Origin of the sequence: Pelagibacterium luteolum, from assembly GCF_900100665.1 — a bacterium.
Lineage (GTDB): Bacteria > Pseudomonadota > Alphaproteobacteria > Rhizobiales > Devosiaceae > Pelagibacterium > Pelagibacterium luteolum.
In genome coordinates, this window is sequence record NZ_FNCS01000003.1 from 291,867 (window position 1) to 318,604 (window position 26,738).

A 26,738-nucleotide genomic window follows, 5' to 3' on the forward strand; every position below is an offset into this window, starting at 1 on the left:
TAGCGCTTACGCCTTGATCGGAATCCAGATTTCGATACCACCCAGCCCGGTATGGGGATCGAACTTTTCATCGTAGAGCTCGAACATCGGCGCTGACCCATCCGCTTCAAACGGCGAGGATGGCAGATATCGGCTCCAGATCTCATTCATCGTGTGCCGCAGTTGCGAGATATGGCTCTTGTGGGCAAAAACCAGATAGGTCTGGGCCGGCACTTTGATCTGCTCGAGTTCCGGCGGCACCGCGTGCGGCGCGGCCGCGCGAACCCCGCAGGTATAGCGGAACGTTCCCTCGGCCTCGTCGAACGCATCGCACAGCCCGAACCACACGCCCTTATCCTCCCCGAGCGTGCCCTCAAACGCCTGGAACGCCGTCCATTGCGCCGGAATGCCTCCAACGTCGCGATAGCCATAGCGCCGCGCAAGGCCAATAATCGTCATCGCATCGCCGGTCTCGCGCCGCGGTTCATCCAGCGCAACCGCTGTCTCATCCACTCTATCCATTCTCAAAGGCTCCACAAATCGGTTTGGGTCGACAGCGCACCCATCCCGCACGGCGTCAGGCGTCTGCCCGAACCGCTCACGAAATGCGCGCGTGAAGGCTTCATGGGAGCCATATCCAGCGTCCAGTGCGACATCGAGAATCCTCGGCGCGCCAGCCGCCAACTCTCGGGCCGCCTCCGTCAACCGCCGCCCGCGCAGATACTCCATGACCGGCAAGCCGGTCGCCGCGGCAAAGCCCCGGCACATATGGAAACGCGAAACCCCGCAGGCCGCCGCGATATCATCGAGTTCGACACCCTTGCGAAAATTGCCCTCGATATACCAGAGCACCTTGCCAACGAACCGCGCCAAAAGGCTCTCCACTTGTCCTTACGGCCCAACCTTGCCCTGCGCAGCGCAGTTTGGCTTGATCGGTCTTGCGCTATTGCGCCATGAGCCCGATCCCGCCCACCGGCTCGGTTTCGAACCGGTGGTCGAACCCCGCGATCAGCGGCCGCGCCCGTGCGATCGCATCCCTTACCGCTTCGATCTGCAATGAACCCTTATGGCTCTCCGGCCCATCCCAGATTTCTGTCACCCTGATGCCGTCCGAATGCTCCGCACAGCGCGCCACGATATAGCTGTGGCATCCCGGCAGCGATCCCGTACTCTCCAACAGGATCGACACCAACTCCTCGCGCCGGCCCTCCACCGCCAATATCCGCCCGATCAGTCCATACACAGCACCGCCCTCCAATCCGGAACAAATAAAGAACAAAATCTTCCCCTTGTCCAGAGCAATCTCCCGGCTCTGTTGACTTCTCAACAGCCCCGCTGCACAACCCGCCGCGCCCCTCAAAGGATCGGACTACCATGCCTCAGGACCAGATTTCGACGCCTCTCACCAAGGATCAGGCCTACGCCTTGGTCGATGCGGTCATGGAGCGCGATGATCTGGCGCTCACGGCATCGGCTCACGAAAATGAGGACACTGGCGAATGGTTCTTCGAGGCCACCTGCGACAGCCCTCCCGATATCAAGGCATTCGAAGCGCTGGCCCAGACCGTGCTCGGCGGCGATGTTAACTTCGCGATCAACCCGATCGCCGAGGACACCGATTGGGTGTCCCGCTCGCTTGAAGGGCTAAAGCCTGTTCTTGCCGGGGGATTTTATGTTTATGGCGGCCATGAATCCACGCCGCCGCCTGCTGGCGTAATCCCGATCCACATCGACGCTGCCCAGGCCTTCGGCACCGGACATCACGAGACAACCACCGGATGCCTTGAAGCCATCCAGCGCGTCCTCAAACGCAAGCGCCCCATGCGCCCGATCGACGTTGGCACCGGCACGGGCATTCTGGCCATCGCCGTAGCCAAACGACGCAAGATCCCCGTCATTGCCTCGGACATCGATCCTTTGGCCGTGCGCATCACGCGCGAAAACGCGCGCCTTAACGGTGTCGGTCATCTCATCGTCGAGGTCGATGCGGCCGGGCTCGATCACACCACAATCCAGGGCAATGCGCCATACGATCTGATCATCGCCAATATTCTGGCCGGGCCGCTGGTGACGCTCTCGCCGGGCATCGGGCGCATCGCCGAAAAAGGCGCCGCGATCATCCTCTCGGGCCTGCTCAACACCCAGGCTCAGCGCGTCATCGCGGCCTATAATCGCCAGGGCATGGTCCTAAAGGACCGCATCGTCCGCAAGGACTGGACGACGCTGGTCTTGGAAAAAGCATAACAAAAAGCCCCTGCGGCGGAGGCCGTGGGGGCTCATCGTTCGATAGGATCGACTGGGAACTAGCCCCAGGCGACCTTACTTTGTTTCAGCTTTCTTGGACGCGCCGAAGTCGCACCCGTAAATCCGCGAATAGCGATCGACCTGGCGAGCCGCTTCACGGCTGCGGGCTTCGATCATGGCATCGAGTGCCTTGCGGAAGAAGCTTTTGTCTTCAACCATTGCATCTCTCCTTAAGTCCTGGCGCAGCGAGTTCACTTCGCCTTCGAGCCTATAGATAGACGCATCGGTCAATGTTGGTTAGACCTCAAAGGGAAAACCAGCCATGACCCTCGCGCATGGACGGTTAACGAAAGCGGAAACGCAAAAACAGACAAAGGGATCACGACCGTCCTTCGGCCAACGAGCGGCGATGACCCGGAAAGACATCATGCCCGACTATAAAGCCATTCCAGACGCCAAATATCAGTCCTTCGAGGAAAAATCCGATCCCACCCAGGTCGCTCCGCGCCTTGCCGCGGTGCGCACGCAACTTGCGGCGATGGGCATCGACGGCATTCTCATACCCCGCACCGACGTGCATCAGGGCGAATATGTGCCCGACAGCGACGCCCGCCTCGCCTACCTTACCGGTTTCACAGGCTCAGCCGGCCTTGCCGCCGTTACGGCCGATATCGCCGCCCTGTTCGTGGACAGCCGCTACACGCTTCAGGCGCCGGCCCAGACCGATACCGCGCTGGTTACGGTCCTCGACACGACAACCGTCAAGCCCGGCCCATGGCTCGCTGAACATCTCCCCGCCGGCGCGCGCCTGGGTTTTGATCCATGGCTGCACACGCCCGGCCGCCTCGCTCCGATCCGCGAAGCGCTCGAAAATGCCGGTATCGAACTGATCCCGGTTGAAAACCCAGTCGATGCCATTTGGGACGACCGCCCCGATGCCCCCAAGGGTCCCATCGAAGTGCTTGGTCACAATCGAACCGGAAAGTCGACCGAGGCCAAGCTTGCCGAACTCCGCACCACGATGAGCAAGGACGGCGCCGACGCCGTTGTTTTGACGCTGCCAGAATCGCTCTGCTGGCTATTCAATGTCCGTGGCCGAGACGTGCCGCACAATCCCTTCGTTCTGGGCTTTGCGATTGTCCCCGCCGAAGGGACGCCGACCCTTTTCGTGGCCGACAACAAGCTCACCGATGAAAACCGCCAGGCGCTCGAAGGCATCGCCGAACTCAGGGACAAGGGCGAATTCGAAGCGGCTCTTGCCCAGTTGGCAGCCGCTGAATCATCGGTGTGGTTCGATCCCGAAACCGCGCCCATCCGCGTAAAATCGGTCCTTGCGGATGCTGGAGCGCGCCTCATCGAAAAGCGCGACCCCGTCCTTTTGCCCAAAGCGCGGAAAAACGACGTCGAACTCGCCGGCATGCGTGAAGCCCAAAAGCTTGACGGCATAGCGGTCGCCAAATTTCTCGCATGGTTCGACGAAGCTGCACCCCATGGCGACCTGACCGAAATCGACATCGTCAAGATGCTGGAATCGTTTCGCCGCGACGAACCGACCGCCGTTGACATCAGCTTTGAAACCATCTCCGGTTCCGGCCCGAACGGCGCCATCGTCCACTATCGCGTATCGGAAAAGTCCAATCGCGGCCTCAACCCCGGTGAATTGATGTTGGTGGATTCGGGCGGGCAATACCTCTCGGGCACCACCGACATAACCCGCACCATGGCCTCAGGCCCCGCAACCGACGAGCAGAAAGACCGCTTCACACGGGTCCTCAAGGGCATGATCGCGATCTCTCGCGCACGCTTTCCAGCCGGCACGGCGGGATCCCAGATCGATGCTCTGGCCCGCCAGTTTCTCTGGCAGATCGGCAAGACCTATAATCACGGCACGGGCCACGGCGTCGGCGCGTTTCTATCGGTCCATGAAGGACCGGCCGGCATCGCCCCGAGCTATACCGTGCCGCTCGAAGCGGGCATGGTGCTCTCCAATGAGCCGGGCTACTACCTTGAGGGCCAGTACGGCATTCGGATAGAAAACCTGATCGTCGTCCAGGAGAGCGAAGACTTTCCCGGCTATCTCGATTTTGAAACGTTGACGCTCGCCCCCATCGACCGCCGGCTGATTGCCGTAGAACTCCTCGACGCTGCGGAACGCGATTGGCTCAATGCCTATCACGCCCGTGTCTCACGGGAGATTGGACCACACCTCGACACCCAGACCCGCGGCTGGCTCGACCAGGCCACCGCCCCGATCTGATCCGTCAAACCGATCCCCGGCTAACCCCGGGGATCGGCATTCAAAGTCGCAGGGCATCTGCCCTCAATTGAACCACAGCGCATAATTCCAGATCGAACCGCCGAACACCGCATTTGCCGCCGCAAACGACTCCGCATCGGCGATCTCGCCTTCCTTGAGATAGGGCAAAGCGTCGAGCCCGGTGAACAGCAGCACGAAGTCGGTGCGCTCAGCGCCCTCGACCCAGGCTGAAAGATCAAATCCCACGCCCTCGAACCGCCAATGGGGCAAAAGCAGCTCTCCGCGCACGATCGCCTCGGCGACATCGAGCGTCGTCAGCCATGCGTCCACGGTTTCCTTGCTGACACCAAGGGTCGCAAACTGCGAGGTCTGGCGCGGCGAGGGAATGAACTCAAGATGATCATCGGTTTCCGCAAGGATCGCCGTCCAGTTCTGGCGCGAGAGATCGAGCACCTCAAGCGCCCGCTCGCGCACGCCGATAAGCCGCTCCCGATCGATTACGGACCAGTTCACAGTATGCACCATGGCGATGGCATCGGCCAAAAGCGCATCGGAATCGCGCTCCATGAACAAACTGCCCGTACTCGGACGGCTCTCCATCGGCAGCCCCGCACCGGGAAATAATCGGTGCAGCGCGGCGTCGAAAAACGCCGAAAAATCATGGGCGAGCAGAAAATCGCCTTGCGCTGCCAGAACCTGCGAATAACCGGCCATCCAGATCGCGTCCGCAGCATCGAACGCAAAGACATGCACCGGCATATCGAGATCGGGCGCCATGCCCGACCCCATGTCCAGCCGCTCCCCGGTCTGGGCCGCAAGCGCCAGGAACGCGCCGATCGTTTCGGCTTCCCCGGCAACCCCGTCGCCGTCGAGATCGACCCTGATCGCCATCACGTCGATCTCGACGGCGAACTCTCCCTCCGACGCAGCCAGCAGCAAGGGGCGCGCGGCATCCATTGCGGCAACGAAATCGGATATGTAGCCGCGCAGATCCTCATAGCTTAAAGGTTCGGGCACCCGGCCCTGTTCATCAGGCGAAGCCATCCCGAAAAACGGCCCCACGGCAATCCCGCGTTCAGGGTTAAAGCCATGTCGACAGAGCGCCTGCGCCATGGCCTCTATCCCGGAAAACAGCGTGAACACGCCAAGCCCAAACCTGGCCTCGTCGTCCTCAAGCGCCTCCATGGCCGCCAGTCCTTCGGCGAGTTCACCCGCGTAAAGATGCGCGCGCAGCCGATCCGCCGTGGTCTCCTGTGCCGCAAGCGGTGCGACAAGTCCAAGCACAACAATGACCCCAGCCAGAAAACGCGCGATCATTGTCCCACCCGCTCGAACCATTCGTCTTCGGTGATTACCTCGACACCATGCTTTTCCGCTTCCTTGAGCTTGCTGCCTGCGCCCGGCCCCGCAACCACGAGATCGGTCTTGGCCGAAACCGAGCCCGCGACCTTGGCGCCATGCCGCTCCGCCATCGCCTTGGCCTCGGTTCGCGACATCCGCTCGAGGCTCCCGGTGAAGACCACGGTCTTGCCGGCAACAACGCTATTTTCGGCTATGGTCACGACATATTCGCGTGGGCGCACCTCGTCCAAAAGCGCACTGATCGCGCTCTCATTGCGTTCATTGGCGAAAAAACTGGAGACCGATTGAACCACCGTATCGCCGATCCCATCGATCCCGATCAACGCGCCATGCGCCTCGGCGTCGCCATGCCCCGCCTTCTCGGCAATCTCGCGGAACGCCGCGAAGGTGCCGAAAGCCTTGGCAAACATCGCCGCCGTCGTTTCCCCCACATGGCGGATGCCGAGCGCGAAAATGAATCGATCGAGTTCGGGTTCGCGCCGGGCGTCGATCGCGGCAAACAGCTTGTCCAGACCGGCGTAATTGCGCTGATCGGCGGCCCGCACGTTCTTTCTTTCCTTGCCGCTGGCGCGTGCGCGCTCCTCTGCCTGCGCCTCGCGCCGTTTGTAGAGCGCCGCCTGCACGGCCTCGCGCTTTTGATGCAGCGTAAAAATATCGGCAGGCGTCTTGATAAGCCCCTCGGAGTGAAAGAGATCAACATTCTCGGCCCCGAACCCGTCGATATCGAGGGCGTTGCGCGAGACGAAATGCCTGAGATTTTCGATGGTCTGCGCCGGGCAGATCAGCTCGCCGGTGCACCGCCGCCGCGCATCTTCCTTGCCGGTCTTGGGATTGACCTCGCGCACCGCTTCCGACCCGCATTGCGGGCATCGGTCTGGAAAGACATAAGGCACTGCGGTCTCGGGCCGCTTTTCGGTGATGACGGCAACGATCTGCGGGATCACGTCCCCCGCCCGCTGCACGATCACCGTATCGCCAACGCGGATATCGACCCCATCCCTGATGGGCGCCCCCGTCGAATCCCGCCCGGCGATATAGTCTTCATTGTGCAGCGTCGCGTTTTCCACGACCACGCCACCCACGGTCACCGGTTGCAAACGCGCCACCGGCGTCAGAGTGCCTGTGCGCCCAACCTGGATATCGATGGCGTTGAGGATGGTCGTCGCCTGCTCGGCGGGAAACTTATGCGCGATCGCCCAGCGCGGCGCCCGCGAGACGAACCCCCAGCGCTGCTGCAGGTCGAGCCTGTCCAGCTTGTAAACGACCCCGTCGATATCATACCCCAGCGTCGCCCGCTGCGCCTCGATCGCCCGGTAATGCTCCAGGAGCTCCTCGACGCGCGTCGTCCGGATCATCAGATCGTTGACGACGAACCCCCATTCGCCAAGCCGCTGCACCGCCTCAAACTGCGTCGACGCGATCGGCGCGCTGACCTCCCCCCAGCCATAGGCAAAAAACCGCAAATTCCGTTTCGCCGTCACCGACGGGTCCTTCTGCCGCAGCGATCCGGCCGCCGTATTGCGCGGATTGACGTAATCCTGCCCGCCTTCCGCCGCGGACCGCGCCTTGAGCGCTGCAAAATCGGCATGCGTCATATAGACTTCGCCCCGAACCTCCAGCACGTCAGGCCACCCCGTTCCGATCAGCGTCTTCGGCACGTCGGCAATGGTCTTTAGATTCTCCGTAATGTCCTCGCCCTCGGTCCCGTCTCCGCGCGTCGCCCCACGCATGAAAACACCGTTTTCGTAGCGCAACGAAGCCGACAGCCCGTCGATCTTGGGCTCTGCGGTGAACGCCAGTTCGATATCCTTGTCGCGCTCGAAAAACTTGTGCCCCCGCGCCACGAAATCGGCGACGTCATTATCGTCGAACGCATTGCCCAGCGAGAGCATCGGCACCGTGTGCCGCACCTTGGTGAACCCTTCCGCGGGCGCGGCACCTACGCGCTCGGAGACGGAATCCTCACGCCGCAATTCGGGATAGGCCGCTTCGATCTCCAGATATCGACGCCGCGCCGTATCGTAATCGGCGTCGGAAATCTCCGGCGCATCTTCCTGATAATAGGCGCGATCGGCCTTTTCGATGACCCCATGCAGCCGATCGAGCTCTGCCTTGGCATCCTCGATGCTCAGGCGCTCTGCCTCCGGATTGTTCATCGAAACCTCACTCACACGCCAACTTCACTCATCAACCGCTTCGCCGCCGCTCGCGCCTCATCGGTAATCACCGCGCCGGCCAGCATCCGCGCCACCTCTTCGCCGCGCGCCGAGGTGTCGAGCGGACGCACATGCGTGCGCATGAACGCACCCTCATCGATCGCCTGCTTTTCGATCAGCAGATGCGTCGCGGCTCGCGCTGCCACCTGCGGGGCGTGGGTCACCGTCAAAACCTGCACCGAATGGGCCAGCCGCGCCAACCGCTTGCCGATGGCATCTGCAACCGCCCCGCCAACACCCGTATCGATCTCATCGAAGATCAGCACCGGCACCGAGCCCTTGTCGGCCAGCACCACCTTGAGCGCCAGAAGAAAGCGGCTCAATTCGCCCCCCGACGCCACTTTCATCATCGGCCCCGGCGCCGTGCCCGGGTTGGTCTGCACATGGAACCCGATCTGATCGAATCCATAGGGCGATACGCGATCCTCGTCGACCTGCCGGTCGACAATGAATTTAGCCGCCCCGAGTTTGAGATCGGGCAACTCGGTCTCGACAGCGCGCGACAGTGCGGTCGCTGCCTTCTCGCGCGCTTTGCTCAAGACGCCCGCGGCCTTGCGATAGTCGGCATCGGCCTCTTTGAGCGACGCCTCCAGCGCAACCAACGCCTCCGCCCCGGTCTCCAGCGCCTCGATCTCCGCAGCATAGGTAGCCAAGACACCCGGCAGCGCATCGCACTCCACCTGATGCTTGCGCGCAGCCGCCCGGAGCGCAAACAACCGCTCTTCGACCTGCTCGAGTTCACGCGGATCGAACGCCATCTCGCGCCGGATGGCATCGAGAGATTCGCTGGCTGCATCGAGGGCCACCAGCGCCTGGTCCACGGCCTCGGCCATAGGCGCGAAAAGCTGCGCCTCGGCGTCCGATTTGCGCGTCAATCGCCGCAGCAGCATGGCGAGGATAGGCCCCGGCGCGTTGGTGCCATTGAGAATTTCGTCGGCGTCGTTGACTTCGCCCGCCGCCTTTTCCAGCCCCATCAGCCACTGCCGGCGCTCCGACAAGGCGTCCTCCTCGCCGGCTTCGGGCTTCAGGGCCGAAAGCTCTTCGACGACATGGCGCGCGTAGTCCTCTTCCCGCGCCGCTTTTTCCACCCGCGCCCGCTGAACGTCCACGGCCTTCTGCGCGGCAACCAGCGCAATTTGCGCGGCACTCACTGCAGCCAGCTCGCGTTCATAGCCGCCAAATACGTCGAGCAGCGCGCGATGCGTCGCCACATCGATCAGCGCCCGATCATCATGCTGCCCATGCACCTCGACGAGCAGCGCGCCGACCGATTTGAGCAACCCGGCCGAAACCGGCTGGTCGTTGATAAACGCGCGCGTTCGCCCATCCGCGTGCTGAACGCGGCGCAGGATAATCTCGGCGTCGTCGGAAATTTCGTTCTCGCGCAGCAGCACGCGCGCGGGATGGCTTTCGGGCAGCGAGAGCACCGCCACGACCTGTCCGCTATCGGCCCCCTCGCGCACCAGAGCCGCGTCTCCGCGTCCGCCCAGCGCAAGCGTCAACGCGTCGAGCAGGATCGATTTGCCCGCCCCGGTCTCGCCGGTCAGAACGGTCAGCCCGTTTTCGAACGCAAGATCGAGTTGATCGATCAAAACGATGTTGCGGACCGACAGCGTGTTCAGCATCGCTCCAGCGGCTCCCATTCGGCTAAAGCGCTACGGAAGGACGAGAGCCCCTGCCGATCGAACGCGCGACCAAAAACTTTGCAGCACCACTCTTTACAGCGCCGGCCACCCACCCTGCAAACGCCAAGGCACGCAGATCGAGATGATCCACAACTCGCTGAATGCGAACATTACAGGAACAAAATCACCTCGGCAAGACCATGAAAAATGCCCCGGGGATGACCGGGGCACTTAAAATTCCAGAAGCGACGACAGTGCCGCTTATGCGGACATCCAGTTGCCGGTCACCATCTGCGGCGCCAGACCCTGGTTCTGCAAGAGCGTGAACCCGCGCTGATACCATTCGGAATTGGGGTAGTTCGTGCCCAGCACAGCGATCGCCGTCTGCGACTCACCCGACAGTCCGAGGCGCAAATAAGCTTCTGCCAGGCGGAACAGCGCTTCTTCCACATGCGTCGAGGTTTGGTGATCCTCGACAACCGTCCTGAAGCGATTGATAGCTGCCGTGAACTGGCCATTGCCGAGATAATAGCGGCCAACGCTCATTTCCTTGCCGGCCACCTGGTCTTGCGACACGAGCACCATCTGGCGCGATTCTTCGGCATATTGAGAATTGGGGAAGCGCGACTGCAGCAATTCGAACGTATCGATCGCGTCGGCGGCCAGTTCCTGGTCACGCGTGATGTCGGTAATCTGCTGGTAATAGGAACTGCCCTTGAGGAACAGGACGTAGTCGGCCTCGCTGCCATTGGGATAGAGCGCCAGATACCGATCGGCCGCGCGCACTGCCTCGGCAAACCGGCCGGAGCGGAAATTGGCGAAAGTCAGCATGACCTTTGCGCGCTCGTTCTCATCGGAGAACGGATGCTGCTGCTCAAGCTTTTCGAGGTCCTGGATCGCCGCATTGTAGCGGTTGGCGTCCATATTGGTGACGGCGCTCGAATAGAGCTGATCCGCCGGCACCAGAGGTTCGACATTGTCGCGTGCAAACATGCCCAGCGGCGAACAGGCGGCCAGCATGCCGGCCATCGCGATAACCGCAGCGAGCTTTAACACCCTGGGCATATTACGTCTGTTGGCTGTGCTACCCACGAATAACTCCGTCCTCTTTGCCCGGCACTTCTGCCGTCCGCGTCCGTTTGACGACCCCGCTATAGGGCAATCTGATCAAAACTGTGACAGGGTTATCGCCCAATCACCCGATCGAACGCAAGTAGGGCGCGACTGTGAGCGTTTCGGGGAGGTCCGCCAGCGCTTCCATTTCGAGCGGCAACGCATCTGCATCGACGATCTCGTAATTGTTTTCGCTGGCAAAGAGCGACTTGAGGACGAGGGCGTTGAGCCCATGTCCGCCCTTATAGGATTTGAACCGCCCATAAATAGGCTGCCCCGCCAGCGCCAGATCGCCCACGGCGTCGAGCAGCTTGTGGCGCACGAATTCGTCGCGGAACCGCAGCCCGTCAGGATTGACGATGCGCTCCTCCTCGATGGCGATGGAGTTTTCAAGGCTCGAACCGAGCGCGTAGCCCGCCTGCCGCAACACCTTGGCCTGCGCCACGAACCCGAAGGTGCGTGCCGGTGCCACGTCTTCGGCAAACCGGCGCGGCGACCAGTCGAAAATCATCCGCTGACGCCCGATGACCTTGGAGTTAAAATCGATTTCGACGTCGAAGGCCCGGCCGTTATAGGGCTCGAGCATGGCGAAGGCGTCGTTGTCGCGCACGGTGACGGTGCGCAGAATGCGCAAGAATTTCTTGCGCGGCGCCTGCGCGAGCAGTCCGACCTCGAGGATGGCGCGCACAAAAGGTTCTGCGCTGCCGTCGACGATCGGACATTCTTCGCCGGTCACGACGATTTCGGCATTGTCGATCCCCAACCCGCTCAATGCGGCGAGGACGTGCTCGACCGTGGCGATCGAAACCGACTGGCCGAGATCGATCACGGTGCACAACGACGTCCGCGTCACCCGATCATGCTCGACGCGCAAACGCCCAGCGATCGTGCCGTCTTCGAGAAGGCGGGTGAGGATATAGCCGGAGTCGGCGGGAGCGGGCTTGATGGCCAGACGCGACGGACTTCCGTTATGCACGCCGATCCCGGCAAACTCGACAGGACGCGACAACGTGCACTGACGCACGGAATAATTGGTCATGAGTACTCCTGGCCAAAGAGGAAGAGCGGCCGACGGTCTTACTAACGAAACTCGGCCCGACACGAAAGACGCGCCGGGCCGATTCAGAAGCTAATCTTCAAATTTGTGCTAACCGTGGCGTTTAAGAAACGCTGGTATTTCCAACTGCTCTTTCTGCGGGGCGCGAACAGGCGCACGACCCTGGGCATCGAGCTGGCCGGTCGCACCCTCGACAGGCGCACGCGGTGCCTGCGGGCGCGGGGGCGCGGCTTCGATGGCGCTGCGGGCAGCGGCATCGTCGAATTCGGGCTGCACACGCTCACGCTGCGGCTCGGCTTCGCCACCGATGTTCAGGCCCACATTGGACGCAAGACGCCGGAACAGGGCACGAGCATTGCGAGGCTCTTCACCCTTGACCTGCTGCGGCACCATCTGCTGGCGCGCAACATTGGGCAGCTCTTCCTGACGCGGCATACGGCGCTGGATTTGCGGACGTTCTGCCGATGTCGGGACATAGGGCTTGGGCATCGCCGCTTCCGGCGCACGCTGGGTTTCTTCCACCTGCTGACGGGCAGCAGCCGGAACGTAAGGTTCGATGGTTACGCCATCGTCCTGCCGCGCCGAAGGATTGGCCGGAGCGCCGTGGCCCTGCTTGATCGCGCTGGCGACAGCTGCTTCGAACTGGTCGTCCGACATATGCGCTGCAACCGGAGCGGCCTGCTGAGGCGCGGGAGCCTGTGCAGCAGCGTGCTGCTGCGGCTGAGCCTGCATCGGAGCTGGCGCTGCGGCCTGCGATTCAACGGGCTTCTGAGCGATCTGCGGCTGGGCCGGGGCCTCGCCCGGACGACGCGCCTGCAAAGGCTGACGCGAGGCGTTGGGCTTGACGGGATCGAGCGCCTGAACCATCAGCGCGTCCGTACCGGTGGCAACCACCGAAACCCGCACCTTGCCCTGCAGCGATTCATCGAACGTCGCGCCAAGGATGATGTTGGCGTCGGAATCCACTTCCTCGCGGATACGCGAAGCAGCTTCATCGACCTCGTAAAGTGTCATGTCCTTGCCGCCGGTGATCGAGATCAGCAGACCGCGCGCACCCTGCATGGAGACATCGTCGAGCAGCGGATTGGCGATTGCCGCCTCGGCCGCGTGACGTGCACGATCTTCGCCTTCGGCCTCGCCCGTCCCCATCATCGCCTTGCCCATGCCGCGCATCACGGCGCGCACGTCGGCGAAATCGAGGTTGATGAGGCCTTCCTTGACCATCAGGTCCGTAATACAGGCAACGCCCGAGAACAGCACCTCGTCGGCCATCGCGAAGGCGTCGGCAAACGTGGTCTTTTCATTGGCGACCCGGAACAGATTCTGGTTCGGGATGACGATCAGCGTATCGACATGGCGATGCAACTCGTCAATGCCCTCTTCGGCCAGCTTGAGGCGACGATTGCCTTCGAACTGGAAGGGCTTGGTCACGACACCGACGGTCAGGATACCCTGCTCGCGTGCCGCACGCGCCACGACTGGCGCAGCACCTGTGCCCGTACCACCGCCCATACCGGCTGTGATGAACACCATGTGCGAACCCGAAAGGTGATCGTTGAGCTCGTCGAAGCTTTCTTCGGCAGCCGCACGGCCCACTTCGGGATGCGATCCGGCACCAAGGCCTTCGGTCACGCCGACACCGAGCTGGATAACCCGCTGTGCACGCGACAGGGCAAGCGCCTGTGCGTCGGTATTGGCCACCACGAACTCCACGCCTTCCAGCCCGGAGTTAATCATATTGTTGACGGCGTTGCCGCCAGCGCCGCCGACACCAAAGACGGTGATTCTCGGCTTAAGTTCCTGGATTCCCGGGATCTGTAGGTTGATTGTCATCTCTGGCCCCATAGTGGCTGTGTGTACCAGATTTACCGCTCAATTCGTTAACCGGACCCTAACAAAGCACCCGATTTCGTTAACCAATGTGCAAATTGCGATACTTGACAGCCACAAAGTCACCAAACGTTAAGGATGATTTGCCCGCACCCTCACAGCGAAAAGCTTGACTTCCCAATCGCAGCTTATATAGCCAAATAAGAATATAACTTATGGGTTCGTTTGCAGGAGCACGCATCATGTCCCGGATCACTCCGAGCCTCTGGTTCAACAACAATCTCGAAGAGGCCATGGATTTCTACGCCTCTGTCTTTCCTGACACGAAAATCTTCGGCACCACCCGCTACACCGAAGGCGGCATGGGCACGCCCGGCACAGTCATGACCGGCGATTTCGAAATCCTCGGTCAGCGCTTCAACGCCATCAATGGCGGAGACTATTTCAAATTTTCCGAGGCCACGTCCTTCATCATCGACTGCAAGGACCAGGCCGAAGTGGACCACTACTGGGAAAAGCTGCCCGCCGACGGCGGCGCCGAAAGCCAGTGCGGCTGGGTCAAGGACAAGTTCGGCGTCTCCTGGCAAATCGTCCCCCGCGCCCTCTACGAAACCGTCACCGGCAAAGACCCCGCCGGCGCTCAACGCGCCACCCAGGCCATGCTCAAGATGCAGAAACTGATCATCGCCGATCTGGAGAAGGCGTATCGCGGGGAGTAGGGGAGGACCAAGCTGAGATGCATCGATTGGTCAATTGGAAACTAGCAGGCTGTAAGGTATCTAAATCATTCTCCACACGATCTATGAGTTGTATGTAATAATATTTCATCGTTGTATTTTATATACATCTCAATTCGCCAATTGAGATCGTCCATACTTGGCCAGTTGATAAAGACCTGGCAAGCAAAATCGTTGTGCATATTGGGCATATTGCGCAATGAATCCGGTTCATATTTCGTAACATCAATTCTTAAGTTCATAGTGTACGATATAAATTTATATTCACAATTAACTTCGGAATAATGTGCTCTGACAATTCCCAATTTTAAGGCGTTGGCGGCCTGAGTTGATTGTGAGAAATGAGATGATATATCAGCGCAAAATTGTTCCTCACTTCTCTGAACAATATCATCGCCATACGTATTAAATGCGGGATATAGAAATGAGAGAACCGTGAGCATTAATAGCGTTTTTTTCATCATGCGCCCCTCGCTCGCGCGCTGAACATGGGAAATGCGGCATTTAGCTTAACTGGCATTCGGAACGATCACATAGGATTGCAGAGGGACATCGCATGGACGAACAACGGAAGACAGCTCGCTAAAATTGCTGGCACTCGTTGAATACCATCACCGAGCATGCCGAAACTAAGCGCAAATCCTCGGTGGGGGTCGGCCGACCGCCTCACCCACAACCGTCATCCTCGGGCTTGACCCGAGGACCCAGCCTCGCGCCGACGGCGCGAGATAAGAGTCTCACACGAACCCCGACTTCAACCAGCTCCCCACGCGCGCCAGATATCCATCCGACCCGGTCAGTTTCCGGTTTGGCCGCGGCTGCACATATTCGGTCCCGCAGACCTGCGGATAAACCAGCATCCCCGCAACAGTCGCGAACGCCGGCCCCTTGGCCCGATCGGGCAATCCCGAAACACCGAGCGGTCGCCCGTTGCGCACATTGCGCGCCAGCATCCGCCGCGCTAGTTCGGGCACGCCCGTCAGGTCGGATGCGCCACCCGTCAGGACAAACCGCCGGCCCGAGACATCCATCATGCCCGTCGCCTGCATCCGGTCGCGGATCGCCTCGAGGATTTCCTCGACCCGCGGGCGGATCACACGCGTTAGCATTTCGCGCGAGATCGAATTGGGCGAGTCGTGCGACACGGCCCCGATCGGCATCACGGTAATCACGTCCGACTCGTCGGTCTGCCCGGAAAAGCACGAGCCATAGAGCGTCTTTAGCCGCTCGGCGTCCGCCACCGACACCGACAATTGCCGCGCGATATCGAGCGTGATGTGATGCCCGCCGATCGCCAGCGCATCGGCATAAACAAGATGCCCATCGGCAAAAACCGAAACCGTCGTCGTCGCTCCACCCATGTCGATGCACGCGACGCCAAGATCGGCCTCGTCGTCGACCAGCGCCGCAAGACCGGATGCGTATGGCGTCGCCATCAGCGCTTCCACTTCGAGATGGCAGCGATTGAGCGCCAGTTCGATATTGCGCATCGCCAGCGTCTCGGCCGAAACCACGGCCACATCGACGCCAAGCGTTTCGCCCACCATGCCGCGCGGATCGCGAATGCCCTTCTGCCCGTCGAGCGAATACCCGATCGGTAGCGCGTGAATGATCGACCGCTCCTCACGCACCGAGCGATCGTTGACCGCGATCAGCACGCGCGAAATATCGGCGGGATCGACCTCATGCCCATCGAGCGACACCGCGGCGGAAAACGTCTCGGATCCCAGCCGCCCCGCCGTCACGTTGACGACCACCGACTGCACGGTAATCCCCGCCGCCCGCTCGGCCATGCCGACCACGGATCGGATCGCCTGCTCGGCCTTGTCGAGGTCGGTCACGACACCGCTCTTGACGCCCGCCGATGGCCCATAGCCAAAGCCGATGACCTCGGCCACGTGGGTCCGGCCCTTGAGTGCCCTGCCCTCGGGACGCGGCACCAAGCGCGCGATCACGCAGCAGATCTTGGTCGAACCGATATCGAGCACCGTCACCAGCGAAGACCGGCCCGGCTGGACCGGCTTGAGCCGCGAAGTCATCGCCGAATTCATCATTGGCTGTCGTCTTCTTCTTCACGCACCGTCGGGCGGACGGCCACATACTGCGCCACGCGCATGTCGATCAGATCGAGATCGCGATTGAGCAGTTGGTATTCGAGTTGGTAATCATTGAGCCGGCTGAGCGCATCCACGACACCGGTTTCGGGCAGCAGCACGCGCAACCCGGAATAAAAGATCAGATCCCAACGCCGATCACCGACCCGGTTGAGCGCCGCCAGATCAAAGCTCAGATCGGGATAACGCTGCACCAGATTAATCATCGGCAGCGCATCATCGCCGGCGCCTTCCCCGATCACGAGGATCAGTTCGCCATCATCGATACTGGCCGGCGCGATCGGGCTGCCCGATCCGTCGATCAGCATCGTCGCGCCATCGATCCGCCAGCGTGCCATCGGTTCGCGCTCGGTGATGCTGACGACCAGCCTGTCGGGATAGATCTTGCGGATGGTCGCGGTTTCGATCGAGGGAATTTCCTCGACCCTCAGCCGCGCCGCTTCCACGTCATATCCAAGGCTCACATCGCCCGCCGCGATACCGAGCGCCCGCGCGACATCGGTCTCGCGCGTCAACTTCAGCCCGTCGATCTCTATGCTCTGGATGGAAAACCCTGCCACGGCCATCTGGTCGCCGGCAAATTCGCCGACCACCGCCGCCGCCTCACCAACGTCCTCACGAAAGATATAAAGACCACCCGCCACGAGCACGGCGATCACCAGCGCCATAACCCGCACGACCAGCTTGCGGTGCAGGACCCAGAGATTGCCCAGTGTTACGAGCTTGCCGCCGCGCTTGCGCACCGGCACGGGGAATGGCCGCCCCAGCGTCATCGAGCGGTCGCGCGAAATCGGCACCACATTGGAGATGGGGCGGATATCAGCGCGTTGGATCAAAGGTGCGGGCGGAGACTTGGGGAGCGCGGTCCCGGAAGGCGCGGCCTCGAAAGCCTCCAGACGCCTTACCTGTTGCAACTCGCATCCTCCACCATCCAGCTCACAAGTTCTTCGAACGAGTGGCCCGCATGTGCTGCCAATTCGGGGACCAGCGAGGTTTTCGTCATCCCCGGCTGGGTATTGATCTCAAGGCAGACAAGCTCGCCATCGTCGCCACCGCGCGGGTCATAACGGAAGTCACTCCGCGACACGCCGCGACAGCCCAAAGCAGCATGAGCAGCCAGCGACATTTTTTGTACTTTTTCGTAAATTTTCGGTGAAACTTGCGCAGGCAACTCGTGCCGCGAGCCTCCGGTGACGTATTTTGCCTCATAATTATAGAAAGACAGGTCGGTAACGATCTCGATTACCCCCAAAGCGACGTCGCCCATCACCGCGCAGGTCAATTCGCGCCCAGGGATAAATCGCTCGACCATCAGTTCCTCGTCGCCGTCCCAATCGGTGCGCAGGATTTCCTGCGGCGGGTGCTCCTGCCCGTCCTTGACGATAAAGACGTTGACGCTCGACCCGTCATTATAGGGTTTGACGACATAGGGCGGCGCCATCACATGCTGGCGCGCAATCGCATCGCGCGTCGCAATCACATGGTCGGTCACCGGCACACCGGCGGCCTTGAACATCACCTTGGCCTGATGCTTGTCCATGGCCAGCGACGACGCCAGAACGCCTGAATGCGTATAGGGGATCGAAAGAATTTCCAGCAGCCCCTGGATCGTCCCGTCCTCACCAAACCGCCCATGCAGCGCATTGAAGACCACGTCGGGTTTCAGCCGCGTCAAAACATCGGCAATATCGCGCCCGACATCGATCTCGGTCACCTCATACCCGGCATTGCGCAATGCCTGCGCGCACTCCGCGCCAGAATTGAGCGAAACCTCCCGCTCATGCGACCATCCGCCCTTGAGCACCGCTACATGTTTCGCCATCGGTTCCGCCTTCTTGTTCTCTTAAACGCCAGCCAAATGAGCCCCCCTCGCCCCTTGTGAGGGGAGAGGGCCCGGGTGTGAACGGTGCGCAGCCGCTCGGCTATTTCACCCCAGCAAACACATCCCCATCGAGAAATTCCCGCACCTCACGCCCGTCCGCAAAATGCCCCATCCGCCGGATTTCCCAGACGAGATCGATGCCGTGCTTTTCCCGCACCTTGGCCCGAACCGTCTCACCCAACGTCTCGATATCGAACGCACTGGCCGCATCGAGATTGATCAGGAAATTTGTGTGCATCTCAGAGACCTGCGCATCCCCGATCCGCAAAGCCCGGCATCCAGCCTCATCGACAAGCTTCCAGGCGGAGTACCCGTCCGGGTTCTTGAACGTCGATCCGCCTGTGCGCGTATTGGTCGGCTGCGTCGATTCCCGCTGCTCGGTGATAGCCCGCATCTTGGCCAAAATCTCGTCGCTGTCCCCGGCCACGCCCTCAAACACCGCCGAGGTGAACACCACCCCTTTTGGCCCGTTCGACTTGCGATACTCATAGGCCATATCGGTATTGGAAAGCTCGATGATCTCGCCCTCGCGCGTCACCCCGCGCAGAGAAACCACCCGCTCCTTGGTCTCGGTACCATAGCACCCCGCATTCATATAAAGCGCCCCGCCGACCGCACCGGGTATACCGCGCATGAAAGACAAGCCGTCGATCCCGGCCTTGGCCGCAGCCGTCGCGATCTTGACGTCCGGCAGTCCCGCCCCGGCCCGTACCCGATTGCCATCGAGCACCTCGACCCCGCCAAAAGCCTTGGCGGGCAATTTGATCACCACCCCGTCGATCCCGCCATCGCGGATCAGAAGGTTCGATCCCAGCCCGATCACCGTCACCCGTATATCGGCCGGCAAATTTTTCAGAAAATACGCAAGGTCCGCCTCATCGGCCGGCTCGAAATAGAGCTGCGCCGGGCCGCCCACGCGAAACCAGACGACCTTGGCGATCGAATAATCGGCAATGAGCTTGCCACGCACGCCCCCGATCCAGCCGGAGAACTGCGGCAGGAGATCGGGAAAACTCATGCGCTGGCCCGGTCCCTGCCGGCAAATTCCGTTTCGAGCTCACCCGGCAACGCCGCCGCCCAGAGCGTGATGTTGCCCGCTCCAAGGCAGACGACATAATCGCCTTCCCCGGCCCGCTCGGCGATGATCCCGGCCAGCTCTTCCGGCCCGGCAATCACCCGCGCATCGCGATGCCCGCGCGCCCGGATACGGTCCACCAATTCACTATGCGAAACGCCATCGATCGGTGCTTCACCCGCCGCATAGACCGGCGCCACCAGCACCGTATCGGCTTCGTTGAAACACGCCGAGAAATCGTCGAACAGATCATGCAGGCGCGAATAGCGGTGCGGCTGCACCACCGCGATCACGTCGCGCTTGGTCGATTGCCGCGCCGCGCGCAGCACCGAGGAAATCTCCACCGGGTGATGCCCGTAATCGTCGATCACCGTAATCCCATTGACCTCACCGGTCTTGGTAAACCGGCGCTTCACACCGCCAAAGCCTTTCAGCCCAGCCCGGATCTGGTCGTCGGTAATTTTTAGCTCCTGCGCCACGGCAATCGCCGCCGTCGCATTGAGCACGTTGTGCATGCCCGGCATCGGCAATTCCAGATCGGCCACCGTACGCGTCTGCTCGCTCACCCGATCCCGGATCACCACCGAAAACCGGCTCGTGCCATTCTCGTTGGTCACATCGATCAACCGCACATCGGCCTGCGGGTTGCGACCATAGGTGATCATCCGCCGGTCCTCGATCTCACCCACCAGCGCCTGCACGGTCGGGTGGTCGAGGCACATCACGGCGAACCCGTAGAACGGCACGTTCTCGACGAAATTCCTGAACGCCTTCTTGACCCCATCGAAGTCGTGATAGTGATCGAGATGCTCGGGATCGATGTTGGTCACCACGGCCACATCGGCCGGCAGTTTGACAAAAGTCCCGTCGCTCTCGTCCGCCTCGACGACCATCCAGTCGCCCTGCCCCAAGCGCGCATTGGTCCCATAGGCATTGATGATCCCGCCATTGATCACTGTCGGATCGAACTGCCCCGCATCGAGCAGCGCCGCGACCATCGAGGTCGTCGTCGTCTTGCCATGCGTGCCGCCAATGGCGATAGCGTTCTTGAACCGCATGATTTCGGCCAGCATTTCGGCCCGCCGCACGATCGGCAACCCGCGCGCACGGGCTTCCTTGAGCTCGGGATTGTCCTTCTTGATGGCGGAAGAGACAACGACCACAGCGGCATCGCGGATGTTCTCGCCCGTCTGCCCGATCATCACCTCGATGCCCATGGCCTGGAGCCGCTGCACATTGGCATTGGTCGCCTGATCAGACCCGCGCACCGTATAGCGCTGCGTGTGCAGCACTTCGGCGATGCCGCTCATCCCGATCCCACCGATCCCGATGAAGTGCACGGGGCCGATATCGCGTGGCATCTTGGTGTTCATGATTGTCCTTTGGCGGTTTGCTCGACGAGATCGGCCAGACGCTCGACGGCGTCTGCAACCCCCACTTTGCGGGCGGCGTCCGCCGCCGCGGTGAGTCGATCCGGAGCGTTCAAGAGTTCGTGAAGCTGGCTCGCAAGAGATTGCGGTGAAAGCGTGGCTTGGTCCGCCAGCCAGGCGCCCCCGGCCCGCTCCATCACCATGGCATTGGCCCGCTGGTCCTGATCGAGCGATCCGGGCAGCGGCACCAGAATAGCGGGCCGTCCAAGCACGCCCAGTTCGGCAACCGTGGACGCCCCCGCGCGCCCGATCACCAGATGGCTCTTGGCGATGCGTTCGGGCAGATCGGAAAAGAACGTCGCCAGTTCCACATTCACCCGCGCCGTCCGGTAAGCGTCGGTGACCCGCTCAAGGTCCTCTTCCCGACACTGCTGCACGACGTTCAACCGCCGGCGCAAAGGCTCATCGAGAAGCGCGATCGCCTCTGGCACCAGATCGGAAAAAACCTTGGCGCCCTGGCTGCCGCCAAACACCAAAAGATCGACGGACCCATTCTCAACCAGCGCCGGATAAGGCGTCCCCGCCACAGCCCGCACGCGATCGCGCACCGGGTTGCCCGTCAGGACCTTCTTGAGCTTGAAACCGTCCGCATGATTGGTCTCGGCAAAGCTCATCGCCAGAACGCTCGCAAACCGCGCCAACGCCCGATTGGCACGACCCATAACCGCATTCTGCTCATGCAGAACGCCTGGAATGCGGAGCAGCGAGGCCGCAAGAAACGGCGGAAAACACGGATAGCCCCCGAACCCCACGACCGCATCGGGCTCGATCCTCTTGAGGACCCTCATCGCCGAACCGACACCGCCCAGGATCGTGAACCCGGCCCTTAGGAACTTGACCGGATTTCTGATCGACGGCGTCGCCGCCGGCACCACATGGGTCGCAGTTGCAGGAAAGTCCGCGCCATACGACGTCACGCGCTCGTCGGTCAAAAGGTGAATCTCATGTCCACGCCGGCGCAATTCCTGCGCGAGCGCCATGGCCGGAAACAGGTGCCCCCCGGTCCCCCCGGCCATCAATGCGAATGTGCTCATACTATCTCTTTATCAGCGGGCCTTGAGGCCCGAATTGTCCAGCGCGCTGCGGATCGGCAGCCCGGTGGCGAATGTTTCCTCGGGTTTACGGCGGGTGAGCCCCAGCAGCAACCCCATGCCCAGCCCGATCGCGATCATCGACGTGCCGCCATAGGAAACGAACGGCAGCGTCATCCCCTTGGGCGGCACCAGATTAAGGTTCACGAACAGATTGATGGCCGATTGCACGCCGAACTGGATGGCCAGCGCACTGGCCGCCAGCCGGTTGAACAGGCTGTGCTGCCCCAGCGCCTGCGTCAGCGCCCGGATCACGACAAAGCAGATCAGGCCCACAAGCATCAGCGAAAAGAGGATACCGAATTCCGATGCCCCTGCTGCGAAGACAAAGTCGGCATGGGCGTCAGGCAGATAGCGCTTGGCGATCCCCTCGCCCGGCCCCTTGCCGAACCATCCGCCCTCGAGCAGCGATTCCAGCGCCCGTTCGGCCTGATAATTGTCGCCCGTCTCGGGATTGATGAACGCATCGATACGTCGCGCAACGTGCGGGAAGAACAGATAGGCCAACCCGCCCATGGCCAACGCCGCGCCGCCCAGCGCGCCGATCACCCACCATGAAATGCCCGACAAAAACAGCAGCGCGCCATAGGTGATGACCATCAGCGCCGTCTGTCCCACGTCCGGTTGCAGCAACAACAACCCCACGATCAAGAGCGTCGTCGCCATGGCGAGGATGTGCCCCGGCATGTCCTTGCGTTTCATCTGCTCGGAGATGAACCACGCCGACATCACGGCATAGGCGGGCTTCACGAATTCGGACGGCTGCAGCGACTGCCCCATAAAGGAGATCCACCGCCGCGCACCCTTGACCTCGACGCCGAACCGCAGCGTCATCGCCAGCAGCACAAGCCCCCCGATCAGCGTCACGATACCCACGACCCGCGCCCATCGCGCATTGAGCAGCGAGGCGAGGAACATCACCGCAAGCGCTGGGATGCAAAACAGCACATGGCGCTGCGTAAAATGCCACGGCCCCAGCCCGATCCGCTCGGCCACCGGCGGGCTTGCAGCAAAGCTTAGCAGCACCCCGAACCCCATCAGCGCAACCAGCGCAAACAGCAATTCACGGTCGACGGTCCACCACCATTCGGCGATAGGCGTCTTACGTTCGCGGGAAAACCAGGCGGAAATGGCGGTCACAGATAGGCTCCGATACGCAGGCAAGAGACTCGCAGAATGCGAAATTACCACCCCAGTGGTTACCATTTCGCAACCATCCCAAAATCCCACCAAGAAACCTCAGCACCACCTACTCCCACTCACCGACCGTCATCCTGGGATATATTGCCGGGATCCAGCGCCAGCCCCTCCGCACACGTCCGCGCCTCGAAGACCCCATTCACCTCAACGCCCCGCCTCTTTTCCCCACCAAGACTAAACACCTCCCCGATCCGCCATGGACCCACCGGCGCCGGCGCCCCGAAAAACAGTACCGCAACGACGCGAACATTGAGCCTAAGCATCCGCCACACTCCCGTCCCGCGCGGCCTGAAAAAACAGCCAGCCAGACCCCAGCCAGAGCGAGATAAAGAACGTGTTGATGAAAATCAGTTCCATCGGCTCCCGGTAGGGCGCGTTAAATTCGAGCCCTATGGCAATCACCGTCACCAGCGCCTGCGCGCCCGCCGTTGCCATCATGGCCCGGCCCAGCCCGTCGGCCCCAAACCGCGCCACATACGCCCCGCTCGCCGCAATCGCCAGAACCGCGACATACATTCCGTTGGCCAGATTATCCTCCGACCCGATGATCCCGACCGCGAGGTTGATCCACACGAGCAGCATCGTTGCCAGAAGCGCCACCGCCGCCCCCGCGCGATACTGGCTCTTGTGCGACCGCCGGACCGCCAATTCGTACCCGAACAGCGGCCCGGCCAGCAGCAATCCGATCAGCACGAAATCGAGCACGCCCCAATCGGGCATGCCGGTCAGGATTTTAGACACCCCCGCCATGATCAGCAGCACCCCCGCCAGCCCCCACGCCGCCAGCCGCAACTGGCTACCCCGCTCGGCGCCATATTCTTCTCGTTCGCTCATTGGCATCGCTCCACGCATAAGTATGATGGGCCGACCATGGCCGAGGCGGACATGAGCGCCATGAGCAAGTCGTGAGGTTTTCCTGAAATGAGTGCCGAAAGCTTCGTTTTCGAACGCTATCGCCTCGACGTTACCAATCGCCTGCTGACCCGCGACGACGAAACCATCGATTTAAGCCCACGCTATCTCGACGCCCTGACCCTTTTGGTACGCGAGCAGGGCAATCTCGTCCCCAAGACCCGCTTCCTCGACGAGGTCTGGAAAGGCGTCCCCGTCACCGACGAGGCCCTGACCCAGGCCATCCGCACCCTTCGCCGCCAGCTCGGCGACGACGCATCGACACCGCGCTTTATCGAAACCGTCCCCAAACACGGCTATCGTTTCATCGCCCCCGTCACCCGGCCATCCGACCGGCGCCCCACGACAAAAACGCGTTCCGACCACTGGCCCGACATCATCGACCTTACCCGCACCGGCACGATCGGCGCCGGCATCGCGGGCATAATCGGCGGTCTGATCTACGGCCTTGCCGAAGCCTCGAACCCCCTCGGTTCGGGCAGCGGCGCCATCTCGGTCCTGCTGGTCTTTATGTGCATCACGACCATCGTCGCTTCGCTGGGCGGCGCTGGCGTCACCTTCGGCATGGCCACCGCCCAACGCTTCCTCACCCCCAGCGCGGTCGCCTCCATCCTCGGCGGCACGCTGGGTGGCCTTTTGGTCGGCGCCCTCGTCAAACTCATCGGCGTCGATGCCTTCAATCTTCTCGTCGGCCAATCCCCCGGCGACGTGACCGGCGCTTTCGAGGGCGCACTGCTCGGTGCCGCAATCGGCCTCAGCGCCTGGGCGTCCCGCGTAATCGCTACCGATTCCATCCGTAAATCCGCCCTCATCGCCGCAGCAATCACCGGCCTCACCGGCATGCTCATTCCCCTCTTGGGCGGGCGAATGCTCGGCGGCAGTCTCGAACTCCTTGCCGAGAGTTTTCCGAATTCCCGTCTCCAGTTCGGGCAGATGGGCCGTCTGTTCGGCGAAGACGGCTTTGGGCCAATAACCGAACTCGCTACCGGCGGCTTGGAGGGCGCCCTGTTCGGTAGCTGCCTCGTCATCGCCCTCACCCTCCATGCCCGCCGCCGCCCGAAACAGGCTGTCCCTGCCGAAGATCTGCGCTAGGCTGCGCCAACCACATCCGGAATCAATAATGACCGACCGCACCTACGCCACGCCCCCCGCCGGCCTCCCGCCCCAGACCCAGCCTCTCACCGACCGCGCCGTCTTCACCACAGCCTATGCCGTGATCCCCAAAGGCGTGATGCGCGACATCGTCACGAGTTATCTCCCCTTCTGGGACAAGACCCGCGCCTGGATCATCTCGCGCCCCTTGTCAGGCTTCGCTGAAACCTTCGCCCAATACATAATGGAAGTTGCCCCCAGCGGCGGCAGCGAAAAACCCGAGCCCGACGCCACCGCCCAAGCCGTCCTCTTCGTCGTGTCCGGCACGTTCAGCCTTACCATCGCCGGCCAAACTCACGCGATGGCGCCGGGCGGCTATGCCTACATCCCCCCCGCCACCTCATGGTCGGTCAAAAACGACAGCGATGTCCCCGCGACCTTCCACTGGATCCGCAAAGCCTACGAAACCGTCGACGGCATCGACACCCCCGAGCCCTTCGTCACCTCCGATGCCGCGGTCGAACCCATCGAAATGCCCGACACCAACGGCGCCTGGGCCACGACGCGCTTTGTAGACCCCACCGATCTTCGCCATGACATGCACGTCAATATCGTGAGCTTCCAGCCTGGGGCCGTCATTCCCTTTGCCGAAACCCACGTCATGGAACACGGCCTCTATGTGCTGGAAGGCAAGGCCGTCTATCGGCTCAATGCCGATTGGGTGGAAGTGGAAGCAGGCGATTACATGTGGCTGCGCGCCTTCTGCCCCCAGGCGTGTTACGCCAGCGGCCCCGGCCCATTCCGCTATCTGCTCTATAAAGACGTCAACCGGCACCCAAAGCTTACACGCCCATGACCACCATCATCGCCCAGCCCCTCACCAAAGAGGCGTTCGCCCCCTTTGGCCAGATCCTCACCACCGAGGGCGCGCATCACTATCCCATCAACAACGGCATGACCGAGCGCTTTCACGACCTCGCCAATGTCGAACTCGGCGGTGAAAACCCCCGCCCGTTGATCTCGATCTTTCGCGGCCAGCCCTATGCCCTGCCGCTCGCTCTCACCATGGTCGAGCGCCATCCGCTGGGCTCGCAAGCCTTCATGCCGCTCCACCCCCGCCCCTTCCTCGTCATTGTCGCCCCCGACCAAAACGGCGTCCCCGGCACCCCCCTCGCCTTCCTCACCGAGCCCGGCATCGGCATCAACATCGCCCGCAATACCTGGCACGGCGTCCTCACCACGCTCGAACAGCAAGGCGATTTCCTCATCGTCGACCGCGGCGGCGACGGCAACAATTTACAAGAGCATTTTTTCGATACGCCTTTCAGCGTCGAGCTTCCCAAGCGGTAATCCCGGCGATCCTCCTCGCGGACCGCATCCTACTCGCGTGGCCTCCACGCAGCCCCCACCGTCATCCCGGCCTTGCGCCGGGACCCAGTATCCTCCGCACCTGATGGGATCTCCCCCGCTCCTGCTCCCCCACCCGTCACCCTCGGGCGAGACCCGAGGGTCCACGCCGCAC

Annotated in this window: 24 protein-coding genes; 6 read left to right on the forward strand and 18 right to left on the reverse strand. The window is 61.8% G+C overall.

The features are described from left to right. Window positions 1-6 precede the first annotated feature (6 nt). The gene (locus BLR31_RS07930; protein ID WP_090594858.1) at window positions 7-852 is read right to left on the reverse strand and encodes an AraC family transcriptional regulator; all 846 of its coding nucleotides are present in this window, start codon (window positions 850-852) and stop codon (window positions 7-9) included. A gap of 70 nt (window positions 853-922) precedes the next feature. Then, window positions 923-1,222 carry a putative quinol monooxygenase gene (locus tag BLR31_RS07935; RefSeq protein ID WP_090594861.1) on the reverse strand — a complete coding sequence of 100 codons (300 nt, stop codon included), beginning with the start codon at window positions 1,220-1,222 and terminating at the stop codon, window positions 923-925. Window positions 1,223-1,353: 131 nt separating this feature from the next. Here BLR31_RS07935 and BLR31_RS07940 point away from each other — a divergent pair, with 131 nt between their 5' ends. Continuing rightward, window positions 1,354-2,223 (forward strand): 50S ribosomal protein L11 methyltransferase, encoded by an 870-nt coding sequence (locus tag BLR31_RS07940; protein WP_090594441.1) that lies wholly within the window; start codon window positions 1,354-1,356, stop codon window positions 2,221-2,223. Between the two features lie 75 nt (window positions 2,224-2,298). Here BLR31_RS07940 and BLR31_RS21650 read toward each other — a convergent pair whose 3' ends face one another. Then, window positions 2,299-2,442, reverse strand: coding sequence for a hypothetical protein (locus tag BLR31_RS21650; RefSeq protein WP_176762567.1), 144 nt, complete (start codon window positions 2,440-2,442; stop codon window positions 2,299-2,301). 208 nt (window positions 2,443-2,650) lie between these two features. Between BLR31_RS21650 and BLR31_RS07950 the strand changes: the two genes are divergently transcribed. After that, window positions 2,651-4,480 (forward strand): aminopeptidase P family protein, encoded by a 1,830-nt coding sequence (locus BLR31_RS07950; protein WP_244504979.1) that lies wholly within the window; start codon window positions 2,651-2,653, stop codon window positions 4,478-4,480. A 63-nt stretch (window positions 4,481-4,543) separates the two neighbouring features. Here the strand turns inward: BLR31_RS07950 and BLR31_RS07955 are convergent, their stop codons facing one another. From BLR31_RS07955 to ftsZ, 6 genes are all read right to left on the reverse strand, one after another. Then, window positions 4,544-5,797, reverse strand: coding sequence for a hypothetical protein (locus BLR31_RS07955; RefSeq protein WP_090594446.1), 1,254 nt, complete (start codon window positions 5,795-5,797; stop codon window positions 4,544-4,546). Continuing rightward, window positions 5,794-7,998 carry an NAD-dependent DNA ligase LigA gene (ligA, locus tag BLR31_RS07960; RefSeq protein WP_090594449.1) on the reverse strand — a complete coding sequence of 735 codons (2,205 nt, stop codon included), beginning with the start codon at window positions 7,996-7,998 and terminating at the stop codon, window positions 5,794-5,796. The genes BLR31_RS07955 and ligA overlap by 4 nt, the downstream gene beginning before the upstream one ends. Before the next feature lie 11 nt (window positions 7,999-8,009). Further along, a complete protein-coding gene (recN, locus tag BLR31_RS07965; protein WP_090594452.1) occupies window positions 8,010-9,683 on the reverse strand; it encodes a DNA repair protein RecN in 1,674 nt (557 codons plus the stop codon). 261 nt (window positions 9,684-9,944) lie between these two features. Then, window positions 9,945-10,775 carry an outer membrane protein assembly factor BamD gene (locus BLR31_RS07970; protein WP_143009344.1) on the reverse strand — a complete coding sequence of 277 codons (831 nt, stop codon included), beginning with the start codon at window positions 10,773-10,775 and terminating at the stop codon, window positions 9,945-9,947. Between the two features lie 103 nt (window positions 10,776-10,878). Next, complete coding sequence (gene lpxC / locus BLR31_RS07975) at window positions 10,879-11,835, reverse strand: UDP-3-O-acyl-N-acetylglucosamine deacetylase (protein WP_090594458.1); 957 nt, start codon at window positions 11,833-11,835, stop codon at window positions 10,879-10,881. A gap of 108 nt (window positions 11,836-11,943) precedes the next feature. Further along, entirely contained in the window at window positions 11,944-13,686 is a 1,743-nt protein-coding gene (gene ftsZ / locus BLR31_RS07980; protein WP_090594868.1) for a cell division protein FtsZ, read from the reverse strand. Window positions 13,687-13,925: 239 nt separating this feature from the next. Here ftsZ and BLR31_RS07985 point away from each other — a divergent pair, with 239 nt between their 5' ends. Next, window positions 13,926-14,402: a VOC family protein gene (locus BLR31_RS07985; protein WP_090594871.1), complete on the forward strand. Its 477-nt coding sequence runs from the start codon at window positions 13,926-13,928 to the stop codon at window positions 14,400-14,402. Window positions 14,403-15,157: 755 nt separating this feature from the next. Here BLR31_RS07985 and ftsA read toward each other — a convergent pair. The 9 genes from ftsA to BLR31_RS08030 all read right to left on the reverse strand — a co-directional run bounded on the left by ftsA (window position 15,158) and on the right by BLR31_RS08030 (window position 24,046). Next, complete coding sequence (ftsA, locus tag BLR31_RS07990; RefSeq protein WP_090594461.1) at window positions 15,158-16,474, reverse strand: cell division protein FtsA; 1,317 nt, start codon at window positions 16,472-16,474, stop codon at window positions 15,158-15,160. Next, entirely contained in the window at window positions 16,471-17,448 is a 978-nt protein-coding gene (locus BLR31_RS07995) for a cell division protein FtsQ/DivIB (protein ID WP_143009345.1), read from the reverse strand. The genes ftsA and BLR31_RS07995 overlap by 4 nt, the downstream gene beginning before the upstream one ends. Beyond that, complete coding sequence (locus tag BLR31_RS08000; RefSeq protein ID WP_090594465.1) at window positions 17,436-18,356, reverse strand: D-alanine--D-alanine ligase; 921 nt, start codon at window positions 18,354-18,356, stop codon at window positions 17,436-17,438. The genes BLR31_RS07995 and BLR31_RS08000 overlap by 13 nt, the downstream gene beginning before the upstream one ends. A gap of 100 nt (window positions 18,357-18,456) precedes the next feature. Then, complete coding sequence (murB, locus tag BLR31_RS08005) at window positions 18,457-19,434, reverse strand: UDP-N-acetylmuramate dehydrogenase (protein ID WP_090594466.1); 978 nt, start codon at window positions 19,432-19,434, stop codon at window positions 18,457-18,459. Next, window positions 19,431-20,864 carry a UDP-N-acetylmuramate--L-alanine ligase gene (gene murC, locus BLR31_RS08010; protein WP_090594467.1) on the reverse strand — a complete coding sequence of 478 codons (1,434 nt, stop codon included), beginning with the start codon at window positions 20,862-20,864 and terminating at the stop codon, window positions 19,431-19,433. The genes murB and murC overlap by 4 nt, the downstream gene beginning before the upstream one ends. After that, window positions 20,861-21,955, reverse strand: coding sequence for an undecaprenyldiphospho-muramoylpentapeptide beta-N-acetylglucosaminyltransferase (gene murG / locus BLR31_RS08015; RefSeq protein WP_090594468.1), 1,095 nt, complete (start codon window positions 21,953-21,955; stop codon window positions 20,861-20,863). The genes murC and murG overlap by 4 nt, the downstream gene beginning before the upstream one ends. Window positions 21,956-21,967: 12 nt before the next feature. After that, window positions 21,968-23,152 (reverse strand): FtsW/RodA/SpoVE family cell cycle protein, encoded by a 1,185-nt coding sequence (locus BLR31_RS08020; protein ID WP_244504980.1) that lies wholly within the window; start codon window positions 23,150-23,152, stop codon window positions 21,968-21,970. Window positions 23,153-23,271: 119 nt separating this feature from the next. Further along, complete coding sequence (locus tag BLR31_RS08025; RefSeq protein ID WP_090594470.1) at window positions 23,272-23,475, reverse strand: hypothetical protein; 204 nt, start codon at window positions 23,473-23,475, stop codon at window positions 23,272-23,274. Continuing rightward, window positions 23,468-24,046, reverse strand: a complete 579-nt coding sequence (locus BLR31_RS08030) for a hypothetical protein (protein WP_090594473.1) — start codon at window positions 24,044-24,046, stop codon at window positions 23,468-23,470. The genes BLR31_RS08025 and BLR31_RS08030 overlap by 8 nt, the downstream gene beginning before the upstream one ends. A gap of 87 nt (window positions 24,047-24,133) precedes the next feature. Here BLR31_RS08030 and BLR31_RS08035 point away from each other — a divergent pair, with 87 nt between their 5' ends. The 3 genes from BLR31_RS08035 to BLR31_RS08045 are packed head-to-tail and all read left to right on the forward strand — an operon-like array spanning window position 24,134 to window position 26,566. Further along, the gene (locus BLR31_RS08035; protein ID WP_090594476.1) at window positions 24,134-25,216 is read left to right on the forward strand and encodes a winged helix-turn-helix domain-containing protein; all 1,083 of its coding nucleotides are present in this window, start codon (window positions 24,134-24,136) and stop codon (window positions 25,214-25,216) included. 28 nt (window positions 25,217-25,244) lie between these two features. Next, on the forward strand, window positions 25,245-26,072 hold the full coding sequence (locus tag BLR31_RS08040) for a bifunctional allantoicase/(S)-ureidoglycine aminohydrolase (protein WP_090594478.1): 828 nt from the start codon (window positions 25,245-25,247) through the stop codon (window positions 26,070-26,072). Beyond that, entirely contained in the window at window positions 26,069-26,566 is a 498-nt protein-coding gene (locus BLR31_RS08045; protein ID WP_090594481.1) for an ureidoglycolate lyase, read from the forward strand. Before BLR31_RS08040 ends, BLR31_RS08045 begins: the two co-directional genes overlap by 4 nt. Window positions 26,567-26,738 lie beyond the last annotated feature (172 nt).